Genomic DNA, 25,955 nt, shown 5'->3' with positions numbered 1-25,955 from the left:
ACAGGCAAACAAAGGATGCGGATGCCGGCCGACGACTGGTGGAAGAACGGAATCGTCTATCAGGTCTATCCGCGCTCGTTCCAGGACAGCGATGGCGATGGCATCGGCGACCTGCCCGGCATCTGCCGCCGGCTCGATTATTTGGTGGACCTGGGCGTCGATGCCGTCTGGATCTCGCCGATCTACCCCTCACCGATGGCCGACTTCGGGTACGACATATCCGACTACTGCGCCATCGACCCGCGCTTCGGCAGCCTGGCCGACTTCGATGTGTTGATGGAGCAGGCCAAGGCCCGGGGACTGAAGCTCATCCTCGACTTCGTGCCCAACCACAGCTCGGACCAGCACCCCTGGTTCATCGAGAGCCGGCGCAGCCGAGCGGATCCGAAGCGCGACTGGTACCTCTGGCGCGACCCGGCGCCGGACGGCAGCCCGCCCAACAACTGGCTCAGCAACTTCGGCGGACCGGCATGGACGCTGGATGTGCCAACGGGCCAGTACTACTGCCATTCCTTCCTCCCGCAGCAGCCGGACCTGAACTGGCGCAACCCGCAAGTGCGCGCTGCGATGTACGACGCGATGCGCTTCTGGCTGCGGCGCGGCGTGGACGGCTTCCGGATCGACGTGCTCTACCACCTGATCAAGGACGATCAGTTCCGCGACAACCCGGCCAATCCGCACTTCGTGGCCGGTGGCGATGCGGCGCACCGCCTGCTGCCGCTCTACACCACCGACCGGCCCGAGGTGCAGGAGATCGCGCGCGAGATGCGGCGCGTGGCCGACGCCTTCAGCGACGCAGCATCCTCGCGCGTGCTGATCGGAGAGCTGTACCTGCCGCTCGCGCGGCTCATGGCCTACTACGGCAGCGACGGCCAGGGCCTGCTGCAGGGCGTACAGCTGCCATTCAACTTCCAGCTCATCGGCGCCGACTGGCAGGCCGCCGCCCTCGACCGCATCGTGCGCGCCTACGAGGCGGCGCTGCCGCCCGGCGCCGCGCCGAACTGGGTCATCGGAAACCACGACAAGCCTCGCATCGCCAGCCGGGTCGGTGCCTTGCATGCGCGGCTCGCCGCGATGCTGCTGCTGAGCTTGCGCGGCACGCCCACGCTCTACTACGGGGACGAACTCGGCATGACCGACGCGCTGATCCCGCCTGAAGAAGTGCAGGACCCGTTCGAGAAGAACGTGCCGGGCAAGGGGCTCGGCCGCGATCCGCAGCGCACGCCGATGCAGTGGTGCGGCGACGAGCGCCATGCAGGCTTCACGCAGGGCACGCCGTGGCTGCGGCTCGGGGATGAATGGGCCACGTGCAATGTCGAGGTGGAGCGCAACGCGCCGTCGTCGATGCTCAACCTGTACCGTCGGCTCATTGCATTGCGCCGGCGCGAGCCTGCGCTGCACGAGGGTCGCTACGAGGCGCTGGAGGCCGGCGAAAGCGTGCTGGCCTATGCGCGCGTGGCGGGCGAGCGGCGGCTGCTGGTGGCGCTCAACTTCAGCGACTCGGCGGTCGTGCTGCCTCCGGGCCTGGTGGCCGATGGCGCGCGCGTGCTCGTGTCGACGCACGACGCGATGCCCGACGCAGCGCAGCCGCCACGCACGCTGCGGCCGGGCGAAGGTGTCGTCATCGCTTGATCACGGGGCCGCGGACCGGCGAGATCTCGCGGGCCTGCTTCGACTCCGAGCCGGCGATCAGCCGACGAAGTTCCCCTTGGCATTCAGCAGGGTCTGGCTGACGAAGTTGCTGGCGCGGCCCGACGTAGCGTTGCGCCCCGCTCTTGCCGAGGCCTTGCGCGAACAGCGCGAGCGCAATGCTGCCGCCCATGAACAGCAGATGGAATGGCGCGTTCGCAGGCAGCTTCGAGTAACCAGATGTGACGGTATCGCTGCATATACACGGCTGACACGATCGTGCGTGCAGGCTGACCGCGTGGGCACCTGCGGCCGTGGCCGACGCTGCGGGGCGGACGCTCGTCATCGGCCGGTCCAGACGGGCTTTCTCTTTTCGTTGAAGGATGCGAGCCCCTCCTTCGCATCCTCCGTCATCGCCAGCAGCGCGATCTGGCTCTCGGTGTAGGCGATGCCTTCCTCGAAGGACATCGACGCCATGGCGCGCATCGCGTACTTGCCGCGGCGCAAGGCCGTGGGCGACTTCGACGCGAGGCGGTCCACCAGCCACTGCGTCTTCGCATCCAGCTCGGCGGCAGGCACGACATGGTTGAGCAGGCCGCCCTCCCTGGCTTCGGCCGCGCTGAAGGGCTCGCCCGTCAGGCACCACTCGCGCACCAGGCGACGCGGTGCGATGGCCTGCAGCAGGCTCAGCACCTGCATCGGGAACAGGCCGATCTTCACTTCCGGCAGGCCGAACAGGGCGCTGTCCGCGGCGATCGCCATGTCGGTCATGCACAGCAGGCCGATGCCGCCGGCCATGCAGACGCCGTTGATGCGCGCGATGCTCGGCAAGGTGGCGTTCTGCGCATCCCTCAGCATGTCGGCATAGTCGATGTTCGGCTTCGACAGGTCGAACGCAAAGCCCGCACCGGGCTGCAGGTCGCCACCGGCGCAGAACGCCTTCTCCCCGGCGGCCGTCAGCACGATCACCCGAACCTCGGGGTCGGCGTGGGCCTGCCGGTAGCCTTCGCGGATGCCGGCCACGACATCCTTGTTGATGGCGTTGCGCTTGTCGGGCCGGTTGATCGTGATCCACAGGGCGTGTCCGCGCTTGTCCAGGAGCACGGCGGCGTCGGAGGCGTTTGTCTCGGTCATGGGGTGTCGTCTCCTGGCGTGCCTATGCGGCGGGCGTTTCCACGGTGGCTTCGATCTCCGCCACCACCCGGCTGGCGCCGACCTGGTCGCCGGACTTGACGTGCAGCGCCGTCACCTTGCCGGCCAGCGGCGCGGCATGGACGTGTTCCATCTTCATCGCCTCCAGCGTGACGATCGGTTGGCCGGCCTCGACGGTGTCGCCGACGGCAACCATCACCGCCACCACGCGCCCGTTCATCGAGGCGCGCAGCTTGCCGTCGCCGGCCGCATCGCCCTGCTTGGCCGACGCGGCCCGGGTCTTGTCCTCCACGCGCACCGGAAGGCCGCGGTAATGCACCAGCAGCAAGGGGCCGTCGCGATGGAAGACCGCGCCTTCATGCACGCCGTCGCAGACGAAGCGCACCGCGTCCTCGCCGAGGCTGGTCAGGTCGATCTCGAAGGTCTGCTCGCCGATGACGACCTGGAAGCGGTGCTCGCGATTGATGACGATGCTGGCGTTGGTCGCACGGCCGCCGACGTCGAATCGCAGCGAAATCGGCAGGCTGTGCGTGAAGCGACGGCCCTTGGGGCGATGGCGCCGGTCGCCGGTGGTCTCGTAGAGGAGCACGGCGGCCAGTGCCGCGGCGCGATCCTGCAAGGCGCTGTCGGGCGCCAGCAAGGCGTCCTGGTGCTGGCCGATGAAGGCGGTGGTCGCGCCGCCTTCGGCAAACACCGGATGTTCCAGGCAGCGCAGCAGGAAGGCCTGGTTGGTCGTCACGCCCAGCGCCACGGCGTCCTCCAGGCCCGCCGCAAGCTTTCGGCGCGCTTCGTCGCGCGTGCGGCCATGGCTGATGACTTTCGCAATCATCGAGTCGTAGAAGGGCGGGATCTCGCCACCCGACATCAAGGCATCCTCGACGCGCAGGCGCGCGGGCATCTGCCAGAGCGCCATGGTGCCGCTCTGCGGCATGAAGCCCTTGTCGGCATCCTCCGCGCAGAGCCGGACCTCGATCGAATGGCCGCTGAAGCGAACCTCATCCTGCGCGAGCGGCAGCGGCTCGCCCGCAGCCACGCGCAACTGCAGTTCGACCAGGTCCAGCCCGGTGATCGATTCGGTGACCGGATGCTCGACCTGCAGGCGCGTGTTCATCTCCATGAAGTAGAAGTTGCCGTCCTTGTCGAGCAGGAACTCGAGGGTGCCGGCACCTTCGTAGCGGATCGCCTTCACCGCAGCGACGGCGGTGGCGCCCATGCGCGCACGCAGGTCGGCGTCCACCGCTGGCGAGGGCGCCTCCTCGATCAGCTTCTGGTGGCGGCGTTGCACCGAGCAGTCGCGCTCGCCCAGGTGGATGGCATTTCCGTAGCGGTCGGCGAAGACCTGGATCTCGATGTGGCGCGGTTCGACGATCGCGCGTTCGAGGATGACTTCCGGGTTGCCGAATGCGCTTTGCGCCTCGGAGCGCGCGCTGCGCAGCAGTTCGGGGAATTCGTTGCCGGCCGGCACCAGGCGCATGCCGCGGCCGCCGCCGCCCGCGGTCGCCTTGATCATCACCGGGAAGCCGATGCGTTCGGCCTCGGCCGCCAGCCGCGCCTCGCCCTGGTCCTCGCCCTGGTAGCCGGGAATGCAGGGCACGCCGGCGGCCTGCATCAGCGTCTTGGCGCCGGCCTTGTTGCCCATCGAGACGATCGCCTCGGCCGACGGGCCGATGAACACCAGGCCGGCATCCTTGCAGGCCTGGGCGAAATCCTCGTTCTCCGCCAGGAAGCCATAGCCCGGGTGCACGGCATCCGCGCCGCTCGCCCTGGCCGCCTCGATGATGCCCGGGATGCGCAGGTACGACTGCGCCGGCAGGGGCTCGCCGATGCAGACGGCCTGGTCGGCCTCCTGCACATGGCGCGCATTCGCGTCGGCGGTGGAGTAGACCGCCACCGTGCGATAGCCGAGGGCACGCGCGCTGCGGATGACACGCAGGGCAATCTCGCCGCGATTGGCGATCAGTATCTTGCGAAAGGGCGTGGGGTTGTGCGTCGTGACGGTCATGGAATTCGGGTCCAAAAAAATTGATTCAGGAGGCCTTGGGAAAGGTGCCCATGAACCTGCTGAGAATCTGAAGCATCACCTCGTCGGCGCCGCCACCGATGGACCTGGCCCGTCTCGTCGAAGAAGCAGAGGTGGGCGATCTCGTCCCACGGCGTCCAGCCGTAGAACTTGCTCGGCAGGCGCCATTGGTCCGGCGTCAGCGTGCGCGCCAGATCGGCGAGGCCGGCGTACTCGGCACGAAGGTCTGCGATGGTGTCGTTCATGGTCGTGTTCATTGCGGCTACAGGCCGAGTTGCCGTGCCGCGAGGTCCTTCATGATCTCTTCCGATCCGCCGCCGATCATCATGACCTTGACCTCCCGGTAGATGCGTTCGCTGCGGGTGCCTCGCATGTAGCCCATGCCGCCGAGCAGTTGCACCGCCTGGTCGGCGCAGAACTGCATGGCCTGGGTGGCCTGGACCTTGGCGAGGCACACGCGCGCCACCAGCCGCGCCGGGTCGGCCAGCTTGTGCTCGATGCGATAGGCCAGGTCATAGACGAGCGTGCGCGCGGCATCGATGCGCATGGTCATGTCCATCAGCTTGTGGCGCACGACCTGGCGCTGCGACAGCGGCACGCCGAACGTCGTTCGCTGGCGGGTCCAGTCGACCGCCTCCTCCAGGCACACTTCGGCAAGACTGCAGGCCAGGGCCGACATGAACAGCCGCTCGCCGTTGAAGTTGTTCATGAAGGTCTTGAAGCCTTGGTTCTCGACGCCGACGAGATTGGCGACCGGCACCCGACAGTCGTCGAAGCGCAGGTGCGCTGTGTCAGAACTCCACCACCCCATCTTCTTCAGCGAGGTGCGCGTGAGACCCGGGGTATCGCCATCGATCACGAGCACCGAGATGCCGCCGGCGCCCTTGACCGCGGGATCGGTGCGCACGGCGGTGGTGATGAAGTCGGCCCGCATGCCCGAGGTGATGAAGGTCTTCTCGCCATTCACCACGTAGTGGTCTCCATCGCGGACCGCAGTGGTGCGAAGACTGGCGACGTCGGAGCCGCCGGAGGGTTCGGTGACCGCCAGGGCGGCAATCTTCCGGCCCGCAAGCACTGGCGGGATGACGCGCCGCTTGAGTTCGTCGCTGCCGGCGGCCAGGATGGGCGGCAACGCGATGCTGTGCGAGTTCATCGACGCCTGCACGCCGCCGCAGCCGCAGCGCGCGAATTCCTCGGCCACGACCAGTTGGTAGAACAGGTCCGCCGGCGTGCCACCGTACGCCTCCGGATAGCCCAGGCCCTGCACGCCCAGTTCGGCGGCGCGCTCGTACAGGGCGCGCGGAAAGGTCTCGGCCTCGTCCCACGCGTTGACATGCGGCGTGATCTCGCGCGCCACGAAATCCCGCAGGCTGGTACGGAACTGCTCGTGATCCGGGCTGAAATAGAACGGCAGCGATGGCGCTTCCAGAAAATCCATGGTGTCTCCGTGTGGCGCTCGAAGGCTAACCCTCCCGGTGCAGCCAGTCTTGCGCCAACTCGCTGTCGACAGCGAGTTCCCGCAAGACTGCGCGCTGCGGATGGCCTACCCTCGATACGTTGCCCTTTCCCACCCTGGCCCTCCCCATGCGTCGTTGCAACTGCGCCAGCAGGGTGGCATCGACGTTCGATCCGCCGGTGAATGCCGGCCGCCACGATCATGAACCTGTACGGCCTCTCGGAAGCGTCCGGGGCGCTGGTGATGACGCCGTGGGATTGTCCGGACGAGGACCTGATGGCCTCGATCGGCAAGCCACTCGCGGGCGCGGAAGTGGAAGCCATCGGCCCCGATGTCCGGGCGATTGCACGCGGCGAGATCGGCGAACTCCGGTTTCGTGGCATGGGGGTCGTGCGTGGTTACATCGGCGCCGCCGCGGACTCCCCTGCCTTCGCCGACCACTGGCTGCACACGGGCGACCTCGGCAGTGTGGACGCGCGCGGCTTCATCACCCTCAAGGGTCGGATGAAGGACATGTACATCCAGGGCGGCTTCAACGTGTATCCGGCCGAAGTCGAGGCCCTGATCGACACCCATCCGCAGGTCCTGATGGTCGCCGGCATCGGTGTACCGGATCCCGTGCTCCCGCCGTTTCTGCCGGTACGTGACTTGCTGAAAACCGCATACCAGCTCTGTGGGAGCAATGGCTTCGTCGTGGCAGGCCCGTCACTAGACTGGCAACACCAAACAAGACGTGCGCGCTTCGCGCCGGAAACGGAGACCATGAACGACCTGACCCAACTCAACTACGAGCTGAACAACTTCGTAGCCACTCTCACGCTCAACAGCCCACCGGTGAATGCGCTCACGCGTACGCTCAACGACGAGCTCACACTGGCCCTCGACCGCATCTCCGAGATGGACGAAGTGCGCGTCGTCGTGCTGACCGGGGCGGGCAAGGTGTTCTGTGCGGGCGCCGACCTCAAGGGCCGCGCGTCGGTCATCAAGGGCCCAGGCGATCTGCCCGCACATTCGCGCCGCACGCGGGAATGCTTCCACGCGATTCGCGAATGCGCCAAGCCGGTGATCTGTGCGATCAATGGCGCCGCGCTCGGTTCCGGCGTCGCGATGGCGGCTTCCAGCGACATCCTGATCGCATCGGAAAAGGCATCGCTCGGTTTGCCCGAAGTCGACGTAGGGCTGCTCGGCGGCTGCCGCCACGCGATGCGCCTGTTCAGCCACTCCCGCCTGCGTCGCATGATGTTGACGGGCATGCGCGTGCCGGCTGCCGAGCTGTATCGCCTTGGGATCATCGAAGAGTGCACGACGCCGGAAGACCTGATGCCCAGGGCGCTGGAGCTGGCGGCCACCATAGCGTCCAAGAGCCCGGTGTCGACACGCATGGGCAAGCACACGCTGAACGTGATCGAGGACATGAGCCTGCGCGACGGCTATCGCTACGAACAGGACATGACGGCGCTGATCGGCAAGACGGACGACGCGAAGGAAGCTCAGCGCGCCTTTGCGGAGAAGCGCGCCCCGGTCTTCACGGGACGCTGAGCCATGGTGGCTGCCAATTCGCGCATGCACCCCGGCAACCTGCACCCGACCCGGCGCGGGATGCTCCTCGCCGGCGCATCGTTCGGACTCTCGGCGCTGGGCCTGCCTGCCCATGCAGCCGGGTATCCCGACAAGCCGATCCGCCTCGTCGTACCGTTCCCCGCCGGTGGCGCGACCGACCTGATGGCGCGCACCCTGGGCCAGAAGCTCGCAGAGCGCATCGGCCAGCCCGTGATCATCGACAACCGCGCCGGTGCTGGCGGCGGTATTGGTGCCGAAGCGGTGGCGACCTCCGCACCCGACGGCTACACGCTGCTGTTCGCCACCATGGGTTCGCTCACCATCAACCCGAGCCTGTACAAGAACCTGCGCTATGACCCGGTCAAGAGCTTCGAGCCCATCACGCTGACGCACAACACGTCCAACCTGCTCGTGGTCAATCCCGGCGTGCCCGCCAAGTCCGTGGCCGAACTCATCGAGCTTGCGCGCAAGAGGCCCGGCGAGTTGACCTTTGCATCGGCTGGCAATGGCACCACCAGCCACCTGTCGGGCGAGCTCTTCAAGAGCCTGGCCAAGGTGGACCTGACGCACGTTCCTTACAAAGGGAGCGCACCTGCGATGACCGATTTCCTGGGCGGTCGCACCTCGATGATGTTCGACACGGCGTCGAACTTCGTCGAGTACGCCAAAAACGGCAAGGTGCGCCCACTCGGCGTCACCGGCCGCAAGCGCTTGCCGTCGATGCCGACAGTGCCGGCCATCTCCGAAACCCCCGGCATGGGCGACTACGAGATGTCGCTCTGGCTCGGCGTGCTCGCGCCCGCGGGCACACCCAGCGCCATCGTCGCAAAGTTGCATGACGAGATCGGCGTTGCCATGTCGTCGCCTGACATCATTCGACAGATGGCCGACGCCGGGATCGAAGTTCGGCTCAGCACAGCGAAGGAATTCGCCGCGCTGATCCGCACGGATACGGCGAAGTGGTCAGAGGTGGTCAAGCGCTCCGGCGTGCGTCTCGACTGATTTCCGATTCCCCGGTCGTCTCGTCACACGCGAGACGGCTCCTCTGCAGCGCATGCGGCAGTTCTTCGACCAGCACATCTACCCCAACGAGGCGCGCTGGAGACCATCGAGCGCTACGGCACCGAGGCGCAGAAGGAACGAATGGCTCGAGCCCTTGCTGGCCGGCCAGATCCGTTCCGGCTTCCTCATGACCGAGCCGGCCGTGGCATCGTCGGACGCCACCAGCATCCAGTGCACCATCACGCGCGATGGCGACGAATACGTGATCAACGGCCGCAAGTGGTTCTCGTCCGGCGCGGGCAGCCCTCGCTGCAAGATCTTCATCGTGATGGGCAAGACCGACACCGAGGCGCCACGCCGTGCGCAGCAGTCGATGGTGCTGGTGCCGCGCGACACGCCCGGCGTGAGCGTGCTGCGCCACCTGTCGGTGTTCGGCTACGACGATGCACCGCACGGCCACATGGAGGTGCTGCTGGAGAACGTGCGCGGGCCGGTCGGCAACATCCTGCTGGGCGAAGGCCGTGGCTTCGAGATCGCGCAAGGCCGCCTTGGCCCGGGGCGCATCCATCATTGCATGCGCTCCATCGGCGCTGCGGAACGTGCGCTCGAGCTGATGTGCGACCGCCTGCGTTCGCGCATCGCCTTCGGCAAGCCGCTGGCCGAGCAATCGGTCCGGCATGAACGCATTGCCAAGTCGCGCTGCCTGATCGACCAGGCGCGCCTGCTGACGCTCAACGCGGCCTACAAGATGGACACGGTGAGCAACAAGGAAGCGCGTGCCGAGATCGCGATGATCAAGGTGGTGGCGTCCAACATGTCGTGCAAGGTGGTCGACTGGGCGATCCAGGCGCACGGGGCGGCCGGTGTCAGCCAGGACTTCTGGCTGGCGGAGGCCTATGCGCACCAGCGCATCGTGCGCATCGTCGATGGTCCGGACGAAGTGCATCGCAATGCCATCGCCAGGCTCGAGCCGGCCAAGCGGCCTGTGACGGCGTAATTGAAAAAGGCCTCAGCGCTCATGACGAGCCGCTGAAGCCGAGGAATCAAAGTCGGCCGTTGCGGCCGCTGCACTTATTCCATCTTGGCGCCGACCGCCTTTGCCAGCGCTCCCCACCGCGCCGACTCCGTGGAGATAAAAACTCCGAATTCCTCGGGCTTGCTACCGACAACTTCCACGCCTTGCTGGTCGAACTGCTGCTTCAGTTCCGGCGAGCGCAATGCAGCGCCGACCGACGTATACAGCTTGTTGATGATCTCGGGCGGCGTGCGAGCCGGGGCGAGCATCCCGTACCAGTTGTAGGCCTCGGCCTTGGGCAAGCCCAACTCGCCGACGGTGGGCACGTCCTTGAGCACTGGAATTCGATTGGCGTTGGTTACCGCCAGCGCACGCAGCTTGCCCGACTGGATGAAGGGCAGCACCACCGGGATGTCGACCATCATCATGTCGACCTGCCCGCCCATGAGGTCCGTCAGCGCCGGCGCCGCACCCCGATAGGGGATGTGGTTGATGTTGAGCTTCGCCTCGCGCTTGAGCAACTCGGCTTGCAGATGCGGCGTGGTCCCGCTGCCTGCCGACGCGTAGTTGATCTTGCTGGCATCGCCCGTGGCGGCGGCCTTCAGGTCGGCAAAGGTCTTGTACTTCGAGTTGGCGGACACGACCAGTACTGCGGGCACCTTGAGCGCCTGGGTGACGGCCACCAGATCCTTCTGCGGGTTATAGGGCATCGACGGCACGATGTGCGGCACGATCGCCAGCGCACCGGCGGAAGAGAACAGCAGTGTGTAGCCGTCCGCCGGCGACTTGGCCACCGCGTCGGCGCCGAGCAAGCCGCCGGCACCGCCCTTGTTGTCGATGATGATCGATTGGCCCAGCGAGGCGCCGAGCCTGGAGCCGAGTGCGCGTGCCGTCTGGTCCACGGGGCCGCCGGCCGGGAAGGGCACGATCACGCGGATCGGCTTGGTCGGGTATGCCTGCGCCCATCCTGTGGTGGCGGCCAATGCGAGGGCCAGCGCGGCGGTGGATCTGATGAGTCGATTCATGGTCAATGTCTCCGTTCGTGGTGAACTGAACTTTAGGAACATGGCCGTGCCGGCGCACCCGTCTGCGGCGCATACCTGCTATGCGGCCTGGGGCCGTGCAGGTCGCCGGTATGCGCTCGGACGCATCACAGCGTTGCCGCCGATGAGGTAGTCCGGAGCGCATCGCAAATCCAGAATCGTCTCCAACCAAAGGAGACTTCGCATGACCACCGCCAAAGGCCCGCTGTCGCACGTCAAGGTGCTCGACCTGAGCCGCATCCTCGCCGCCCCCTGGGCCAGCCAGATCCTCGCCGACCTCGGCGCCGACGTCATCAAGGTCGAACGGCCCGGCGCCGGCGACGACACCCGCACCTGGGGCCCTCCGTTCCTGAAGGACGCCGAAGGCAAGGACACGAAGGAAGCCGGCTACTACCTCGCCGTCAATCGCGGCAAGCGCTCGATCACCGTGAGCCTCGAGAAGCCCGAGGGCCAGCGAATCGTGAAGGAACTGGCTGCCAACGCCGACATCGTGCTGGAGAACTACAAGGCCGGCACCTTGAAGCGCTACGGCCTCGATGAGGCTTCACTGCGCAAGATCAATCCGCGCCTGATCTACTGCTCGGTCACCGGCTTCGGCCAGACCGGACCGCGTCGCGACCAGCCGGCCTACGACTTCCTGATCCAGGCCATGGGCGGCCTGATGAGCGTGACGGGCGAGAAGGACGGCCGTCCCGGCGGCGGGCCGCAGAAGGTCGGAATCCCGATCGTCGACCTGATGACGGGCATGTACACCGCTGTCTCGGTGCTGGCCGCATTGGCACGGCGCAACGAGACGGGCGTAGGCGACAACATCGACATCGCGATGCTCGACGTGCAGGTGGCCACATTGTCGAATCAGGCGATGAACTACCTGGTCTCGGGCAAGGTGCCACGTCGCAACGGCAATGCGCATCCCAATATCCAGCCGCAGGACGTGTATGCCTGCGCGGATGGCGACGTGATCCTGGTGGTGGGCAATGACGGCCAGTTCGCAAAACTGTGCGAGGTCTTCGGTCGACCGGAATGGATCGCAGACGAGCGCTTTGCGACCAACGCACAGCGGGTTCGCAATATCGTCGAACTGTCGGGCATGTTGCGCGACGTGTTTGCCGAGTGGGAGCGCGACCGGCTGATTGCAGCGCTCGACAAGGCGGGCGTACCTTGCGGCCCCATCAACACCGTTGCTGACGTGTTCAAGGAGCCGCAAGTCAAGGCGCGCGAGATGCTGCGCTACGTGCCGCACCCGAGCGGCGTCGACGTGCCGCAGGTGGGCAGCCCCATGCGTTTTGCCGAATCGCCGCTGCAGACGCAGAGCGCGCCGCCGCTGCTGGGCCAGCACAGTGACGACATTCTCGCGGAGCTGGGCTACAGCCCGGCCTGCATCGGATCGTTGCGCGCCGCGGGAGCGATCTGATGGCAGAAAAGATGAAACTGCACTGGTCACCCAAGTCGCCCTATGTGCGCAAGGTGATGATCTGCGCGCACGAACTCGGCATCTTGCCCAGGCTCGAACTCGTGCGCTCGGTTGCGGCGATGCTCAAGCCCAACGCGGCCATCATGGTGGACAACCCGTTGTCGAAGATCCCGACGCTGGTGCGCGAAGACGGCTCGACGCTCTTCGATTCGATCGTGATCTGCGAATACCTGAACGACCAGGCCGGTGGCTCGCTGTTCCCGGTACAGGGCGAGGCACGCTGGCAAGCCCTGCGCTGGCATGCGCTGGGCGATGGCCTGCTCGATGCGCTGATCCTGTGGCGCAACGAGCGCGAACGCGAGCATGCCTTGCAGGCGTTGGTGGACGCCTTCGAGCTGAAGACCCGAGCCTCGCTGAAGCTGCTTGACGCAGAGGCCGACCTCATCGGCAGCGCGCCTTTCTCCATCGGTCACGTGACGCTTGGCTGTGCCCTTGGGTATTTGGACTACCGCTTCGACACGCTTGGCTGGCGCTTGCTGGCACCCCGCCTCTCAGACTGGTTTGCAACCTTGCAGGCCCGCCCTTCCTTTCAATCCACGGAGCCCGTCGATGGCTGATCAAGACACCTCAGGCACCGGCAATGCACTGCCGCTGAACAAGAGCGTCGTCGTGATCGGCGCAGGCACCATGGGCAGCGGTATCGCGGAAGTGGCGGCCGCAGCAGGCCACACCGTGTACCTGCGCGACGCCAACGACGCAGCGGTCGAACGCGGCCTTGGCATGATCCGCGCAAGCCTGGACAAGCGGGTGGCGCGCGGCAAGCTCGATGGGGCGAAGCGCGACGAAGTGCTGACGCGCATCCGATCCCCGTTGTCCGACGACGCGATGGCCGAGGTGGGCCTTGTCATCGAGGTCATCTACGAAGACCTCGAAGCCAAGGTCAGCGCGCTCTCGGCGTTGGAAAGCCAGTTGCCGCCCGACGCCATCGTCGCCACCAACACCTCTTCGCTGTCGGTCACGGCTCTCGCTGGTCGATTGAAGCGACCGGAGCGCGTTGTCGGCATGCATTTCTTCAACCCGGCCACCGTGCTGCCGCTGGTGGAGGTGGTCAGCGGCCACGTCACAGCACCGGAGGTGGCGCAAACGATCTTCGCGACGGCGCTGGCCTGGGGGAAGACGCCCGTGCATTGCCGCTCGACGCCGGGCTTCATTGTCAACCGCGTGGCGCGTCCGTTCTATGGCGAAGCGCTGCGCCTGCTACAGGAACAGGTGGCCTCGCCCGCGACCCTCGACGCCGTGATGCGCGAGTCCGGCGGCTTCCGCATGGGGCCTTGCGAACTCATGGACCTGATCGGTCACGACGTCAATTTCGCGGTCACGCGTTCGGTGTACCAGGCCTTCTTCGACGACCCGCGCTACAAGCCGTCGCTGATGCAGAAGGATCTCGTCGATGCCGGCTGGCTCGGGTGCAAGTCCGGCCGCGGCTTTTTCGACTATCGGGAGGGTGCGAGTCCCGTCGTGGTCGACGAACTCGGGACGGACATGAATCCCTCGGTCGTTCGTGTCGAGGGCGACCTCGGCCCGGCGCAAGCGTTGGTCGACCTGTTGGCAAAGCTCGATGGGGTCCGCCTGGAGCGGACGGCAGGAGATGGCCTGATACGTGTCGATGGGCTCGCGCTCTCGTTGACCGATGGCCGCACCGCGACCGAGCGAGCCGCCGTGCTGGGCGAGGCGGTGGTGCTCTTCGACTTGGCGCTGGATTACACAAGCTGCGGCCGCATCGCCATCGCCGCGGCGGCTCAGGCGAGCGCTGACGATGTGCAAAAGGCCGCAGGCCTGTTCGGCGCATTGGGCAAGCGTGTCTCGCAACTTGCCGACGTGCCCGGCATGCTGGTGATGCGCACCGTGGCCATGCTGGTCAATGAAGGTGCCGAAGCCGTGTACCAGGGCATCGCATCCGCCGACAGTGTGGATGCCGCGATGCGCAAGGGCGTCAACTACCCTGCGGGTCCGATGGCATGGGGGCGCGAGATCGGCCTGGCAACGGTACTTCGCACAGTCCGGAATCTCGGCGCGAGCTACGGCGAGGACCGCTACCGTGGTTCGGTGTGGCTGCAACGCGAAGTGCAGGCCGCGTCATGAACGCCGAGACTGTTCGGACTGTGGTGCGCGTCGAGCGCAGGGGCCACGTCGGCATCGTGACCATCGATCGACCGGAGCGTCGCAATGCCCTGAATCTCCAGGTCAAGCGCGACCTGGTCGAGCACCTGGAGGCGCTGGCAGGCGACGACGCGGTGTCCGCCGTGGTGCTCACTGGCAGCGAAAGCTGTTTCGTCGCGGGCACCGACATCGGCGAGATGTCGACCATGCGGCCGAACGACCATGTGCGGCTCGACACCGACCGCGTGTTCCACGTCGTGCGCCAACTCTCGAAGCCCGTGATTGCCGCAGTGGAAGGCTACGCACTGGGCGGTGGCTGCGAACTCGCGCTGGCATGCGACATCATCATCGCGGCGGAAGACGCGAAGTTCGGCCAGCCTGAAATTCGGGTCGGAATCATGCCGGGTGCTGGTGGCACGCAGCGACTGCTGCGCGCCGCGGGCCGCTACAAGACGCTGCTGTGGAGCCTGACGGGCGACATGATTCCGGCCGGCGACGCCTACATGGCCAATGTCGTGAGCGAACTGGTGCCGACGGGGCAAGCGCTGACGCGGGCCATCGAGCTGGGTGGACAGATCGCCGCCATGCCACCGCTGGCCGTTCAGTCCATTCGCGATGCGGTGCGTCTCGGTGCGGATGTGCCGATCGACACCGCGCTGGCCCTCGAGCGTCGCTACTTCGAGCGGCTGTTCGACAGCGATGACCAGAAGGAAGGCATGCGCGCGTTCCTGGAAAAGCGCGCGCCGCATTACCGGGGAAACTGAATATGGCCGGTTCCCGTTTCATCTGCGTCGAGGGCGATCGCCTCGACACCGAAACCGCCTACAGGCTGGTGGTCGGCTGCGTGGCCCCCCGCCCCGTGGCCTGGATCACCACTGTCGACGAAGAAGGGCGCGTCAATGCGGCGCCGTTCAGTTCCTACAACTATGTTGCGACCAGCCCGCCAATGCTGGCCATCAACATCGCGGCGCGCGCCGGTGACGGGCTGATCAAGGACACGGCGCGCAACATCGCGCGTAGCCGGGAGTTTGTCGTCAACGTTGCAACCGAACACAACTTTGAACTCATGCACCGCAGCGCGCAGGAGTACCCGCCCGAGGTCAGTGAAGTAGAGGCACTTGGCATTCCGCTGCTGCCGAGCCGGCACGTGAAGCCTCCGCGCATCGCGATTTCGCCCGTGCAGATGGAGTGCCGGCTCGACCAGGTCGTCGTGCTTGGCCGTGGCATCAACACGCTGTACATCGGCGAGGTCGTCGCCTTCCACTTGTCCGACGAGGTATACGACGGCCAGCGCGTCGATACCGAGCGCATGCGCCCGATCGCACGTCTCGGAGGCCCCTTCTATGCGGGTCTCGGCGAGATTTTCCATCGACCGATGCTCCAGCGGCCACCGGGCGGCGAAGGCTGGGCCCAGCCGGTGCGCGAGAACAGCGACAGACCCTGAACCTTCAAAACCGAAGAAATATCCAATGAATACGTCAACCCGCCGTTCCTTCCTCCGATCCGTCACCTGGGGCAGCGCATCGCTGTGTCTGGCTCCCACACTGCACGCGGAGGCGGTGTACCCGTCGCGCCCGATCATGCTGATCAACCCCTACGCGGCCGGCGGTCCGGCGGACACCCTCGCGCGTGGCTTGGCGCGTCAGTTGGAGCAAAGGCTCAAGCAGCCGATAGTCGTCGACAACAAGGCCGGCGGGGCCGCCACCATCGGCACCGGCTTCGTGGCTCGCGCGCGGCCGGACGGCTACACGCTGTTGCTCGGCACCTCGGCCGGCCATGTCGTGACGCCATTGATGCAGCGCATCCCCTACGATGGCGTCACCGACTTCGCGTTCATCGCCGCAGTGGCGAACCAGCCAAATGTGCTGGTGGTGCATCCGTCGGTGGGTGTGTCCAGCCTGCAGGAACTGGTCGCCCTGGCAAAGAAGGAGCCGGGCAGACTCAACTATGCATCGGCCGGAACCGGCGGCGCCACGCACCTGGGCGCCGAAGCATTCCTGCACCGCGCGCGGATCCAGATCACGCATGTCCCGTACGGTGGCGCAGCGCCCGCGCTGAAGGATCTGCTCGGTGGCCAGGTGCAGGTTGGCATGCTGAATCTCGCAGCCACGCAGGTTTACATCACCGAAGGCAAGCTCAAGGCCCTGGCCTACGGCGGTACGAAGCGCTCACCGCTGCTGCCGCAGGTGCCGACCATGGCCGAGGCCGGCATGGCGGGATCGGAGGTCTCGACCTGGTACACGCTGGCCGCCCCCAGGGGCACGCCGGCGGCCATCGTCGAGACGCTGCGCAAGGCGATGACTGAAGTCAATGCCGACCCCGCCTACCTCAAGCTGCTCGGCTCGTTGGGCGCCGAGCAGCTTGTGCTGTCGCCGGCTGAAACAACCGCATTCGTAAATGCCGACAAAGTTGCGATGACAAAGCTTCTCGGCACCCTTGGCCTGCTCGAAAAATAGCACCAGGAACCGCCCGGCTCAGCGCTGAGGACGCGGCGAGTGCGAGCGCCGCACCGACGACAGCCGAATGAGTGGACATGGTCGTTTACCTGGATATTTCGGATGATTCAGACTTGAATGGTCGAAGTGCAGGCGAGCTCGTCGATCGCAATCAGGTGGACTCGTCACCCATCGCACGGTGCGCGCGCGTAACGCTGCGCCCGGCACGACGTACATCCGGGCGAAGTCCTGCGCATTGCCGCCTGACTGCCGCGCGACGCCCTCGTACCAGCGCAGCGTGTCGTTGACCGACACGGAGGAATCAGCGCCGCCGTGGTAGACCATGGGCTTGCCGCCGCGCTTCTGGAAGGTCGACAGGTCGGTGGCATCCGTGAAATACATGACCGCCGATGAAGGCGCATAGAGCGGGGGTCGCACCGGGGGCGGACGTACCGTAGATCCGGGCAGGGTCGGCGTCGAAGTCGTACGCCAGCGAGAAGGGCAATGCGTCGGCGCCGGTGAAAGGCAGCTTCGGCGCCGGTGAAAGGCAGCTTCGGCGCGGACGTGTAGAGGACCGAGATGGCGGAAACGAATGACAGCTTGATCGCGTTGTTCGTCGTGGCGCTGGCCGATCCGAGCCACCAGGAGCGCCATGTCTGGTTGTAGCTGTTGTCCTTCGCTGAAACCCCGCCCATGCCGGGGTCCCAAGGCCAGCTGGCATAGAGCTGCCGGCCCTTTGAATCGACGGCACCGGCACAGGCCGTCGCCAGCGTCTCGATCTGGTCGGCCGACAGACAGGCGTCGGTCTTGGCGCCCGCGCACTGCGTCGCCAGCAACTGCATGTGAACACGGGGGCCCGGTGCAGGCAGGAAGGTTGTCGACGATGCCATCTGCGAGCCCGTCGAGTGCATCGCAAGCCTTCAGCACCGCATTTCGAACCAGCAGCAGGTCCGGGTCGCTGAAGGTGAGAGCGATCGCCGGCTGTTCGTCCGGGAGTGTCTTGCCCGAGCGCCTGGCCAAGCCGGTGAGCAGCTTCGTGGTGTGGATGCCCGCCATTGGACCGAGTGGCAAGTGCAGCGTCGGATCGCCGGCGATGATGCCCTCGTAGTGCTCCGGAAGCGCTGTGACATCAGCAGTGCTTCGCGACCCCCTTCGGAGCAGCCCTGGCATGACGCGGTGGTTGGCCGTAGTAGGCCAGCGTCAGGAGCTTGCCGACACGCGTGACCTGGTCGTAGGCCGCGAAGGCGAAGGCCACCCGCGCTTGCGGATCGAGGCCGAATGCGGCAGTACCGCCCGCGCGTCGCGTAGCGCTGGCTGTCGACGCCGGTGCGGTCGTCGATGTCGCCATCGATGCGGCAATGCGCCGGCTGAGTGGGTGTGGCCGCTTCGAACACTGCGGCAAGGATGCGCGTGCGGGGGCGGCAAGACGACCCCCGTCGCCAGCGCGTTGCATGCCCGGGGGTGTTCAAGGATGTACTGACCGCGACGACGTCGGTGCTGCGGTGACAGGCGCTCAGCGCAAGCACAGTTGCGATGGCGGCGGCGAGCACCGACAACATCGCCCTACGGGGGGTGCGTCCTCGATGTCCCCGCCGTCGGCGTGCTCATCGGTAAAGGTTTACCGGGTTGATGCGCAGCACCTTGTCAGCAATGGCGTCGCTCCCCGACCAGTCCCTGCACATGGCAAGCAACTGCGCGGCGTCGGGCTCGGGCGTCACGCGCAGGTGCGGCCAGTCGCTGCCCCATACCAAACGCTCGGGGTTGGCTTCGATCATCCTTTGTTGGAACGGCCTTCCCACTTCCCAGGCGGACGAGCCGAGCAGATTGCGATAGGCGCAAAGCTTGACCCAGACCTTGCCGGTCGCGAGCAGATCGAGCACCGTGCGGAATCCCGCATCGTCGACACCGGCATTGACGTCGAAGCCGCCCATGTGGTCGATCACGATGGGGACCGGCAGTTTCAGTAATTGCGCAGCGATGGCCGGCAATGCCTTGCAGTCTGTCCACAGCTCCGCGTGCAGGCCCGCATCGGCCAATGCCGGGGCCAGGACGCACAGGTCGTCGAACGACGCACTGCCGGCGAAGTTGGTGCCCGGGCCGCTGCGATGGCTGAATCGTGCGCCACGCACGCCGCGTTCACGCAATCCGCCAAGTGCCAGTGGATCGCCCGGTTGCACCACAACCACGCCACGCAGGGCGGGTTGCGCGGCCAGCGCATGCAACAGCAGCGAGTGATCCTTTCCATACGCACTTGGATGCACCAGCACACCGTGGCCAAGACCAAGTCGTTCGAGAAGCGCCAGATACGCCGACTCGACAGCCTCAGGCGGCGTGTAGCTGCGCTCGGGGGCCAGCGGAAAGCGATCGTAAGGGCCGAACAGGTGGGCATGGCAATCCCAACCGGCGTCGACACCGTCCGCGTTTTCCGGTTCGCTCATGACAGTGCTGCCCTTTGAGGCAACGGGAACGCTGGCGCCACGCCTTCGGGCAGCGGAATCTCATGGCAGTTGAGCGTCATCGCGACCATCGTGTAGTAGCCAACCAGCGCCGTCAGCTCCACCACGGCGCGCTCACCGAATCGTGCAAGGGCGACCGCGTAGGTCGCATCGGAAACCGAGTTGTGGCGATTGAGCTCGACGGCGTAGCGATAGACAGCCGCGTCGTCTGCCGACATGCCGGGCGGCTCGGTCTGCGCGAGAAGCGCTTCGATGATCGGCTGCTCGATGCCGGCCTTCTCGGCTTCGACGCGGTGCGCGTACCACTCGAAAGGCGAATTGCAGGCGCGCCCGGTGACCAGGATGGCGATCTCGGAAAGCCGCGGTGGCAGGGTCGTGCCGTAGCGCAGCAGTGCGCCGATGGCCTGCCATTTGTCCGCAAGCTCCGGGTTGTGGAGTGCGGCCCGCAGCGGACCCTGGATGCGCCCGCGCGGGCCGGAAATGATCTTGTCGTAGACGGCGCGCTGCTCGGGGCTCATGGTCTCCGGCGCGGGCAGGGAAATTCTTGGCATGCTCGTGTCTCCTGTGTGCTGTCGTTGCCAACGAGCTTAGGGGAGAGGCCACGGCTATGCATCCGCACGCGGCGCAACGCTGCTATGCGTGCGCGTGAAAACCAGGGGCTATTCGGGACCGCCGAAGTGCCACATGCCGCTGCGAGCGCTGTCTTCCACGATGCTGACGATCTCCGACGCGACGGCCGACACGGCCCGGCCAGGCCCCTTGGTGCGCGCCAACGCCATCGAAACGATCCGCTGAAGCGGTGGCGAAGTGATCCTGGCGGCTTGCAGTCGGCCTTCTTGCACCTCCGTCCACACCGCATGAATGGGCAAGACGGTGTAGAGCCTGGCCTCGGCGACCGTCGATCGCATGAGCGGAAGAGAATCGGCCTCCAGCACCGGCGCCAGCGTGATGTGCTCCTGGCGTGCCATCGCATCGAGTGCTGTGCGTAGTCCGTTCGGCGCGCCAGGCAGGATGAAAGGCAATTCGTGCAGCGACGAGAAGGGGATCTCGGGCACCTTCGTCAGCCGGTCGCCTGCCGGACCGATCAGATAGCTGTCCACGGTGGCCAGCGCTTGCTCCTGCTCGTGCAGCGCGTTGCCGTACCGATACAGGATGGCGATGTCGACGCGCGCATCGGCCAGCCATTCCTCCACCTGGCCGCTGGAGCCCTCGAGGATCTTGAGTTGAATGCCCGGGTGACGCTCGCGCAACTGCTTGAACAGGCGGCCGACGATCGGATTGGTGATCGACGGCAGCGATCCGATCGTGACCCGGCCGGAAGGTTCGCGCGCTTCACCGTGAATTTCGAGTTCGAGTTGCTCGGCATCCGACAGCAGGGCCTTGACCAGCGGAAAGATCCGCTGGCCCACGTCTGACAGTGCCACGCCGCGGCCGGTGCGCGTGAAGAGGCGTGCCTTGCATCCCCGTTCCAACGCATTCAGGTGGCGGCTCAGCAGCGACTGGTTGCTGTCCAGAAACAGCGCCGCGCGCGTCAGACTGCCGAGTTCGGCAATGGCGAGAAACGCGCGCCACATCTGGAGGTCGGATGTGATGTCGAGCTTGATCTGGGTGGCTTTGCCGGATTGCATGGGAATTTGCTCGCAGCGTCGGATGCGTGCGATTGTCCCGCGTGCGGGCGGCAGGCCAATGCCGGCTTTCCCTCATCCGTCAGAGCGCCCCCGGCGCGCCCTGCCTCGGGGTCAGGCAGCCACCCTGAGCCGCGGGCCACCGGCCGCATGGCTGCGGTTGTGGTGACCGATCGCGACGACGGTGACGGCACCCACGATCATCAGTGCAGCAAGGTAGTACTGCCCCGCGGCGAGGGTCTTGGTGGACTCATTCAACCATCCGATGATCACGGGACTGATCAGGCTTCCAATGCCCGCCAGCGTGCTGATCAGTGCGATGCCACCGGGTGCGGCCTTTGCGCTCAGGTAGAGCGCAGGCATCGACCAGAACGGACCCATGGCCGCGAACGTGCCAGCGGCCGTTGCGATCAGCGCGAGCAGCGAAAGGACGGGATTGCTCGACACCATCGGCAACAGGATCCACCCCAGCGCGGAAACCATGGCGCAGGCGGCGGCGTGCCAGCGGCGTTCGTCGCGCACGTCGGAGCGGCGGGCCACCCACTGCTGCGCAACCACGCCCACGATGTAGGGCGCCATGGCCATCAGGCCAATGATCCAGGTGCTGGTGACGCCGGAGCGTTGAATGATCGTGGGCAGCCAGAAAGAGATGTTCGATGCGCTGGCCAGCAGCGCGACGCCCATGCCGACGAGCAGGTAGAAGCGCGGCGAGCGCAACGCATCCATGAATGAATGATGTCCACCGCCACCGGTCCTGTTGCGGTCCGCCTCGAGGTCGGCTTCGATCAAGTCACGCTCCCCGCTACTGAGCCATGGCGCGGAGGCTGGCGTGTCCTTCAGAAAGTAGAACACGACGATCGCGAACAGCAGCGCAGGCGCCCCCTCGATGAGGAAAAGCCACTGCCAGCCCTTGAGCCCCTGCCAGCCGTCCATGCTGTGCATGATCATCCCGGACAACGGCCCGCTGATCACGCCGGAAAGCGGAATGGCCGCCATGAACACCGCGGTGAAACTCGCCCGCCTTGCAGCCGGCACCCAGTAGGTCAGATAGAGCAACACGCCCGGGAACAGTCCGGCCTCCGCGGCCCCAAGCAGGCAGCGCGCGAAGTAATACGAGTTGGGACTCGTCATGATGGCCAGCAGCACCGAGCACGCGGCCCAGAGCAGCATGATGCGCAGCAGCGTTTTGCGGAAGCCGACCTTCGCCAGCATGAGATTGCTGGGAATCTCGAAGATCATGTAGCCGGCGTAGAAGACGCCGGCGCCGATGCCGAAGACCGTGTCCGAAAAGTTCAGGTCGCGCATGAACCCGAGCTTGGCAAAGCCGACGTTCGAGCGGTCGATGTAGGCGATGATGTAGACGATCACCAGCATCGGAAGCAGGTGCCAAAGCACCTTCCGGTACACGGCATCGGCATTGATGTTCTGCGATCGCTGGCGCATGACGTCGCCGGGATCAGATGGAAGCGCATGCGCCTGTTGGCTGCTCATGGGTTGTCTCCGTTGTAGGTCGGTTCGACGCGACCTTTGCCGGTCACGTCAAATGAATCGCTATCCCGGCCAACTGGTGACTGCCAGTTGGTTCAACGAATTCTGGCGATCGAACGACAGCGAGACATCGCCCGAGGCGCATAGCTGCTATGAGCGCGGAGATTCAAGCGCTAGTCGGCTTGCGCTGCAATGCGACAGGCTACGGCTCGGTCAACAGCAGCGCCTGGCTTGAGTCCCCTTTGGACTCTTGCTGTCGATCAGCCGACGTCAGCGCGATTGTTGTGCGACCTTGGCCGACTTCGACAGCAATGCTGGCGGACCCGGTCGTTGAAGCTCGCGGGACGAATGACCTGTTGTGGGCCGGGACTGCTCGTTCGCCAAACTCGCCGATAGCAGTCAGTCACAAACCGGGCGATCACTTCGAAGGTCAGCTGCTAGGCACGGCCGGCAATGGTGCTGGTGGCCGAGAGCCGACATCCCCTTCTCCCCTTGTCCGAGAACCCGTCCTTTAACGTTTGAGTTCAGCGGCTGCCGTACGTACGCAGTCCGCTGAAACGAAGGGTTATACGTCTCGCTTGGACGAGCTATAAACGGCTCGTCCGTCGGGCCGCATCGATACGCGTGAAGATCTCAGACGATGGCAGGTTGACAGTGCGTTGCCGCGCCCAGAATGTGCTGCCTGAGAGGACGCTCAACTCATGCTCAATGCAGGTTGCGGCAAGTTCCGTCATGACAGGCAGATCCATCCATAGTCGCCGCGTGTCGGCGTAGTCGTCGGAGCTCACGATGGGTGTTCCATTTGCGTGAGCAATGGCGCATCGACCTTGAACATACAGATAGTCTCCGAGATCACTCGTGACAGTAAGTAGCTCGTTGTCCGCTCAACAGCTCGACTATCCGAAACGCGCGAAATGTCTTTGTTAATCCAGTCGACTTCAGTGCGACAGCTGCCCTCGGGTCGCGGTCGCTCTGCCGCAGCGCGGATGCCGGGCACATGTCTCACGACCCTTCATGAAACCAGCACGAACCTCCTTGACGAGAGCGACCATATCAGTCCTGCGCTGCAAAGCCGTCTCACGGCAGATAAATTCGCTCGAATGCTGAGATCGAAGTGAAGGTCGGCTCTCGCCGGTTGAGCAGCAGTGCCAGGGACTGCTCGCTGCAGGTCTGGGGACGCCTCGCGCAGCAACGACTGAGATGGGGCTCCGCCGGACCGGGGTCAGGGACGCGGCCAGCATGCCGGATTTTGCCGGCATCCTCCAGCTGATGCGCTGGGTAGATAGCCGGTCCGGTGGAAGCATCGGGACATGCCGAAGAACCGCGATTACACAGGGCTCCTCCGGACGCCCCGTCCATGGCGTGGCTCATCGGGGAGAGGGTCCGCCCCGCGCGGACCCTCGGAAGATCCAGGCTAGCGCCTGACCTGGATCATCACGGTGCTGGCCACGCTCGTGAGCTGCCCGTCGCTGACGACGAGTTGCACCACGTAGTTCCCTCGGACGTTGGGGACGAAGGTCGGCGCGACGGTCGTGGCACCCATCAACGTCGCCGTGCTCTTCTTCGGCTTCGATTTGAACTTCCAGGCGTACGTGACCGCGGTTCCGTTCGGGTCGTAGCTCTTTGAGCCATCCAACGTGACGGTCTGGCCGATTGCGCTGCGCTGACGCGGTCCGGCCTTCGCAACAGGCGCCAGGTTGACGCCCGCGGCGCCGGCGGTCACGACGACGGTGTCCGGGGCACTCGAGAGCGTGCCGTCGGACACGACGAGTTCGACGACATAGATGCCCGCCACGTCGGGCGTCAGCGTTGCGGTCGCGCTGCTCGGAACTGGCACGGCGACACTGCCGGCCGGGCGGCTGACGAGCGTCCACGAATAGGTCAGCGCGTTGTCATTCGCATCGCTGCTTAGCGCGCCGCTGAGGGCTACCGCCGTGCCAACGACCGTCGACACGTCATCGCCCGCGCTGGCCACCGGCGCCACGTTACCCCGCGCTGCGGTCACCGTCACCGATGCCTGCGTCGAGTAGGCCTTGCCATCGCCGACGACGAGCCCGATCACGTAGACCCCCGGCACATCGGCCACGAAGGTCGGCGCAGGATCGTCGGCCACGCCATCGATGTAGGAGAGCTGAGCCGTGCTGCCTGCCGGCTTGGAGGTGATGCTCCAGCTGTAGGAAAGAAGGTCACCGTCGGCATCCAGGCTGCCGCTGCCGTCGAGTTCAACGGTTGCGTCGACCAGCACGTTCTGAGCGGGGCCAGCCACCGCAACAGGGGCATTGTTCTTGTTCACCGGGTTCACGGTAACGACCACCTGGTCGGCGACGCTCTTCTCATTGAAACTGTCGGTGACCACGAGCGATGCAATGTACGTCCCGGCCTGGTCAGGTGTCAGCGAAGGACGCGGCGACGAGGCATCGACGATGGCTGCCGTGCTGTTCGCCGGCTTGGAATCCAGCGTCCACATGTAGGTGATCGGGTTGCCGTCGGGATCCGAGCTGGCGCTACCATCCAACGTGACGACCGTGCCCAGGGGCACGTTCTGATCGATCCCGGCGTCAGTAGTCGGCGCCCGGTTCGAGCCGCTCGCGACCACCGTCCGCCGCACGGTGGTTTGCGCGCTGGCCAACGCACCGTCATTCACCACCAGGCCGAACGTGTAGTCGCCCGCAACGTCGGGCACGAAGTGCGCGAACGCCTGCGTGGCATCGGTCACCGGGGCCGTGCTTCCGCTCGGCCGCGCCGTTACCGACCACGCATAGGTCAGGGCGTCGCCGTTGAGGTCGGAGCTGGCCGAGCCGTCGAGCACTCCGGTTTCGCCGATTTGGAGGGAGCGGTCGAATCCGGCGTTGGCCACGGGCGCGACATTGGCGGCACTCAAAGTGGCCGAGGTCGCACTGCTGTCGACCTTGCCGTCGTTGACCACAAGGGTTACGACGAAGTCGCCGGGCACATCGGGTGTGAGGTTCACCGTGGGGCCTGCGCTGGCGTCGAGTGTCGCGGCGCTGCCCGCAGGGCGCGATGCCAGGGTCCAACGGTAGCTCAAGGCATCGCCATCGGCATCCGCGCTGCCCGTGCCGTCGAAGGTCACGGCGAGCTTCACGGGGGCTTGGGCGCCGCTTGACGTGCTCACCGCGGCGACCGGGGCGACGTTGACGGTCCCGGCCCCACTGTCGCTGGCGCTTTTGGTCGTGCTCGTAGCGCCGGTCCCGCCGGTCGCGCCGGTCTCGCCGGTCTCGCTCATAGCGCCGGTCGCGTCGGGCGCGTTCACAGCGCCGGTAGCGTCGGTAGCGTCGGTAGCGCCGGTAGCGCCGGTAGCGCCTAGCGCGCTTATAGCGCCGAGCGCGCCGGGCGCACCGCCACCACCGCCACCACCGCCACCACCGCCACAGCCGGCGAGCGCCAAGGCGCACACCCAGGCCGCGGCCAGCAAGTTGATTGAGCGCCCGTCTGTTAATCGATCCATGTCTCACTCCGTTTCTAAATGATGCAAGTTGTGA

Annotated in this window: 22 protein-coding genes and 3 pseudogenes; 11 read left to right on the top strand and 14 right to left on the bottom strand. The window is 65.9% G+C overall.

What is annotated here, in order from left to right:
- The first annotated feature begins 21 nt into the window (after nucleotides 1–21).
- Entirely contained in the window at nucleotides 22–1,632 is a 1,611-nt protein-coding gene (locus WKW80_RS11175; protein ID WP_340363632.1) for an alpha-amylase family glycosyl hydrolase, read from the top strand.
- Here WKW80_RS11175 and WKW80_RS11170 read toward each other — a convergent pair.
- From WKW80_RS11170 to WKW80_RS11150, 5 genes are read right to left on the bottom strand one after another with little or no spacing between them, the layout of a single operon-like run.
- Nucleotides 1,622–1,975, bottom strand: coding sequence for a hypothetical protein (locus WKW80_RS11170; protein ID WP_340363631.1), 354 nt, complete (start codon nucleotides 1,973–1,975; stop codon nucleotides 1,622–1,624). The two genes, WKW80_RS11175 and WKW80_RS11170, sit on opposite strands and share 11 nt — an antisense overlap.
- Entirely contained in the window at nucleotides 1,972–2,763 is a 792-nt protein-coding gene (locus WKW80_RS11165) for an enoyl-CoA hydratase/isomerase family protein (RefSeq protein WP_340363630.1), read from the bottom strand. The genes WKW80_RS11170 and WKW80_RS11165 overlap by 4 nt, the downstream gene beginning before the upstream one ends.
- Before the next feature lie 22 nt (nucleotides 2,764–2,785).
- Nucleotides 2,786–4,783, bottom strand: coding sequence for an acetyl-CoA carboxylase biotin carboxylase subunit (locus tag WKW80_RS11160; protein ID WP_340363629.1), 1,998 nt, complete (start codon nucleotides 4,781–4,783; stop codon nucleotides 2,786–2,788).
- Nucleotides 4,780–5,046, bottom strand: a complete 267-nt coding sequence (locus tag WKW80_RS11155) for a maleylpyruvate isomerase N-terminal domain-containing protein (protein WP_340363628.1) — start codon at nucleotides 5,044–5,046, stop codon at nucleotides 4,780–4,782. Before WKW80_RS11155 ends, WKW80_RS11160 begins: the two co-directional genes overlap by 4 nt.
- A gap of 17 nt (nucleotides 5,047–5,063) precedes the next feature.
- Nucleotides 5,064–6,239, bottom strand: a complete 1,176-nt coding sequence (locus WKW80_RS11150) for an acyl-CoA dehydrogenase family protein (protein WP_340363627.1) — start codon at nucleotides 6,237–6,239, stop codon at nucleotides 5,064–5,066.
- Between the two features lie 201 nt (nucleotides 6,240–6,440).
- On the opposite strand from WKW80_RS11150, the pseudogene WKW80_RS11145 reads away from it, so the two are divergent.
- From WKW80_RS11145 to WKW80_RS11130, 4 genes and pseudogenes are all read left to right on the top strand, one after another.
- Nucleotides 6,441–6,647 (top strand): annotated as a pseudogene (locus WKW80_RS11145) (AMP-binding protein); the annotation flags it as partial.
- A gap of 372 nt (nucleotides 6,648–7,019) precedes the next feature.
- On the top strand, nucleotides 7,020–7,796 hold the full coding sequence (locus tag WKW80_RS11140) for an enoyl-CoA hydratase/isomerase family protein (protein WP_340363824.1): 777 nt from the start codon (nucleotides 7,020–7,022) through the stop codon (nucleotides 7,794–7,796).
- A gap of 3 nt (nucleotides 7,797–7,799) precedes the next feature.
- Entirely contained in the window at nucleotides 7,800–8,819 is a 1,020-nt protein-coding gene (locus WKW80_RS11135) for a Bug family tripartite tricarboxylate transporter substrate binding protein (protein ID WP_340363626.1), read from the top strand.
- An 81-nt stretch (nucleotides 8,820–8,900) separates the two neighbouring features.
- Nucleotides 8,901–9,816: pseudogene (locus tag WKW80_RS11130) on the top strand (acyl-CoA dehydrogenase family protein); the annotation flags it as partial.
- Between the two features lie 74 nt (nucleotides 9,817–9,890).
- Here WKW80_RS11130 and WKW80_RS11125 read toward each other — a convergent pair.
- Nucleotides 9,891–10,859 carry a Bug family tripartite tricarboxylate transporter substrate binding protein gene (locus WKW80_RS11125; RefSeq protein ID WP_340363625.1) on the bottom strand — a complete coding sequence of 323 codons (969 nt, stop codon included), beginning with the start codon at nucleotides 10,857–10,859 and terminating at the stop codon, nucleotides 9,891–9,893.
- Between the two features lie 202 nt (nucleotides 10,860–11,061).
- Here WKW80_RS11125 and WKW80_RS11120 point away from each other — a divergent pair, with 202 nt between their 5' ends.
- Genes WKW80_RS11120 through WKW80_RS11095 form a run of 6 tightly spaced genes read left to right on the top strand, consistent with a single transcriptional unit; the run spans nucleotide 11,062 to nucleotide 16,907 of the window.
- The gene (locus tag WKW80_RS11120) at nucleotides 11,062–12,291 is read left to right on the top strand and encodes a CaiB/BaiF CoA transferase family protein (protein WP_340363624.1); all 1,230 of its coding nucleotides are present in this window, start codon (nucleotides 11,062–11,064) and stop codon (nucleotides 12,289–12,291) included.
- Nucleotides 12,291–12,908 carry a glutathione S-transferase family protein gene (locus WKW80_RS11115; RefSeq protein WP_340363623.1) on the top strand — a complete coding sequence of 206 codons (618 nt, stop codon included), beginning with the start codon at nucleotides 12,291–12,293 and terminating at the stop codon, nucleotides 12,906–12,908. The genes WKW80_RS11120 and WKW80_RS11115 overlap by 1 nt, the downstream gene beginning before the upstream one ends.
- The gene (locus tag WKW80_RS11110; RefSeq protein WP_340363622.1) at nucleotides 12,901–14,433 is read left to right on the top strand and encodes a 3-hydroxyacyl-CoA dehydrogenase; all 1,533 of its coding nucleotides are present in this window, start codon (nucleotides 12,901–12,903) and stop codon (nucleotides 14,431–14,433) included. The genes WKW80_RS11115 and WKW80_RS11110 overlap by 8 nt, the downstream gene beginning before the upstream one ends.
- On the top strand, nucleotides 14,430–15,215 hold the full coding sequence (locus WKW80_RS11105) for an enoyl-CoA hydratase-related protein (RefSeq protein ID WP_340363621.1): 786 nt from the start codon (nucleotides 14,430–14,432) through the stop codon (nucleotides 15,213–15,215). The genes WKW80_RS11110 and WKW80_RS11105 overlap by 4 nt, the downstream gene beginning before the upstream one ends.
- Before the next feature lie 2 nt (nucleotides 15,216–15,217).
- Nucleotides 15,218–15,895 (top strand): flavin reductase family protein, encoded by a 678-nt coding sequence (locus WKW80_RS11100; protein WP_340363620.1) that lies wholly within the window; start codon nucleotides 15,218–15,220, stop codon nucleotides 15,893–15,895.
- 25 nt (nucleotides 15,896–15,920) lie between these two features.
- A complete protein-coding gene (locus tag WKW80_RS11095; protein ID WP_340363619.1) occupies nucleotides 15,921–16,907 on the top strand; it encodes a Bug family tripartite tricarboxylate transporter substrate binding protein in 987 nt (328 codons plus the stop codon).
- An 18-nt stretch (nucleotides 16,908–16,925) separates the two neighbouring features.
- On the opposite strand, the gene WKW80_RS37700 is transcribed toward WKW80_RS11095, so the two are convergent.
- The 8 genes and pseudogenes from WKW80_RS37700 to WKW80_RS11060 all read right to left on the bottom strand — a co-directional run bounded on the left by WKW80_RS37700 (nucleotide 16,926) and on the right by WKW80_RS11060 (nucleotide 25,921).
- Nucleotides 16,926–17,942 carry a tannase/feruloyl esterase family alpha/beta hydrolase gene (locus WKW80_RS37700; RefSeq protein WP_479694156.1) on the bottom strand — a complete coding sequence of 339 codons (1,017 nt, stop codon included), beginning with the start codon at nucleotides 17,940–17,942 and terminating at the stop codon, nucleotides 16,926–16,928.
- A 73-nt stretch (nucleotides 17,943–18,015) separates the two neighbouring features.
- Nucleotides 18,016–18,234 carry a hypothetical protein gene (locus tag WKW80_RS11085; protein WP_340363617.1) on the bottom strand — a complete coding sequence of 73 codons (219 nt, stop codon included), beginning with the start codon at nucleotides 18,232–18,234 and terminating at the stop codon, nucleotides 18,016–18,018.
- A 256-nt stretch (nucleotides 18,235–18,490) separates the two neighbouring features.
- A complete protein-coding gene (locus tag WKW80_RS11080; protein ID WP_340363616.1) occupies nucleotides 18,491–19,324 on the bottom strand; it encodes an amidohydrolase family protein in 834 nt (277 codons plus the stop codon).
- The gene (locus WKW80_RS11075) at nucleotides 19,321–19,893 is read right to left on the bottom strand and encodes a carboxymuconolactone decarboxylase family protein (protein WP_340363615.1); all 573 of its coding nucleotides are present in this window, start codon (nucleotides 19,891–19,893) and stop codon (nucleotides 19,321–19,323) included. Before WKW80_RS11075 ends, WKW80_RS11080 begins: the two co-directional genes overlap by 4 nt.
- A 108-nt stretch (nucleotides 19,894–20,001) precedes the next feature.
- A complete protein-coding gene (locus WKW80_RS11070) occupies nucleotides 20,002–20,970 on the bottom strand; it encodes a LysR substrate-binding domain-containing protein (RefSeq protein ID WP_340363614.1) in 969 nt (322 codons plus the stop codon).
- Between the two features lie 111 nt (nucleotides 20,971–21,081).
- Nucleotides 21,082–22,458, bottom strand: a complete 1,377-nt coding sequence (locus WKW80_RS11065) for an MFS transporter (RefSeq protein ID WP_340363613.1) — start codon at nucleotides 22,456–22,458, stop codon at nucleotides 21,082–21,084.
- Between the two features lie 584 nt (nucleotides 22,459–23,042).
- Nucleotides 23,043–23,315: pseudogene (gene mauJ / locus WKW80_RS37295) on the bottom strand (methylamine utilization protein MauJ); the annotation flags it as partial.
- A 554-nt stretch (nucleotides 23,316–23,869) separates the two neighbouring features.
- Nucleotides 23,870–25,921, bottom strand: coding sequence for a PKD domain-containing protein (locus WKW80_RS11060; protein ID WP_340363612.1), 2,052 nt, complete (start codon nucleotides 25,919–25,921; stop codon nucleotides 23,870–23,872).
- Nucleotides 25,922–25,955: the final 34 nt, after the last annotated feature.

It is taken from the genome of Variovorax humicola, from assembly GCF_037889915.1.
Lineage (GTDB): Bacteria > Pseudomonadota > Gammaproteobacteria > Burkholderiales > Burkholderiaceae_C > Variovorax > Variovorax humicola.
This window is presented reverse-complemented; position numbering and strand designations above follow the sequence as displayed.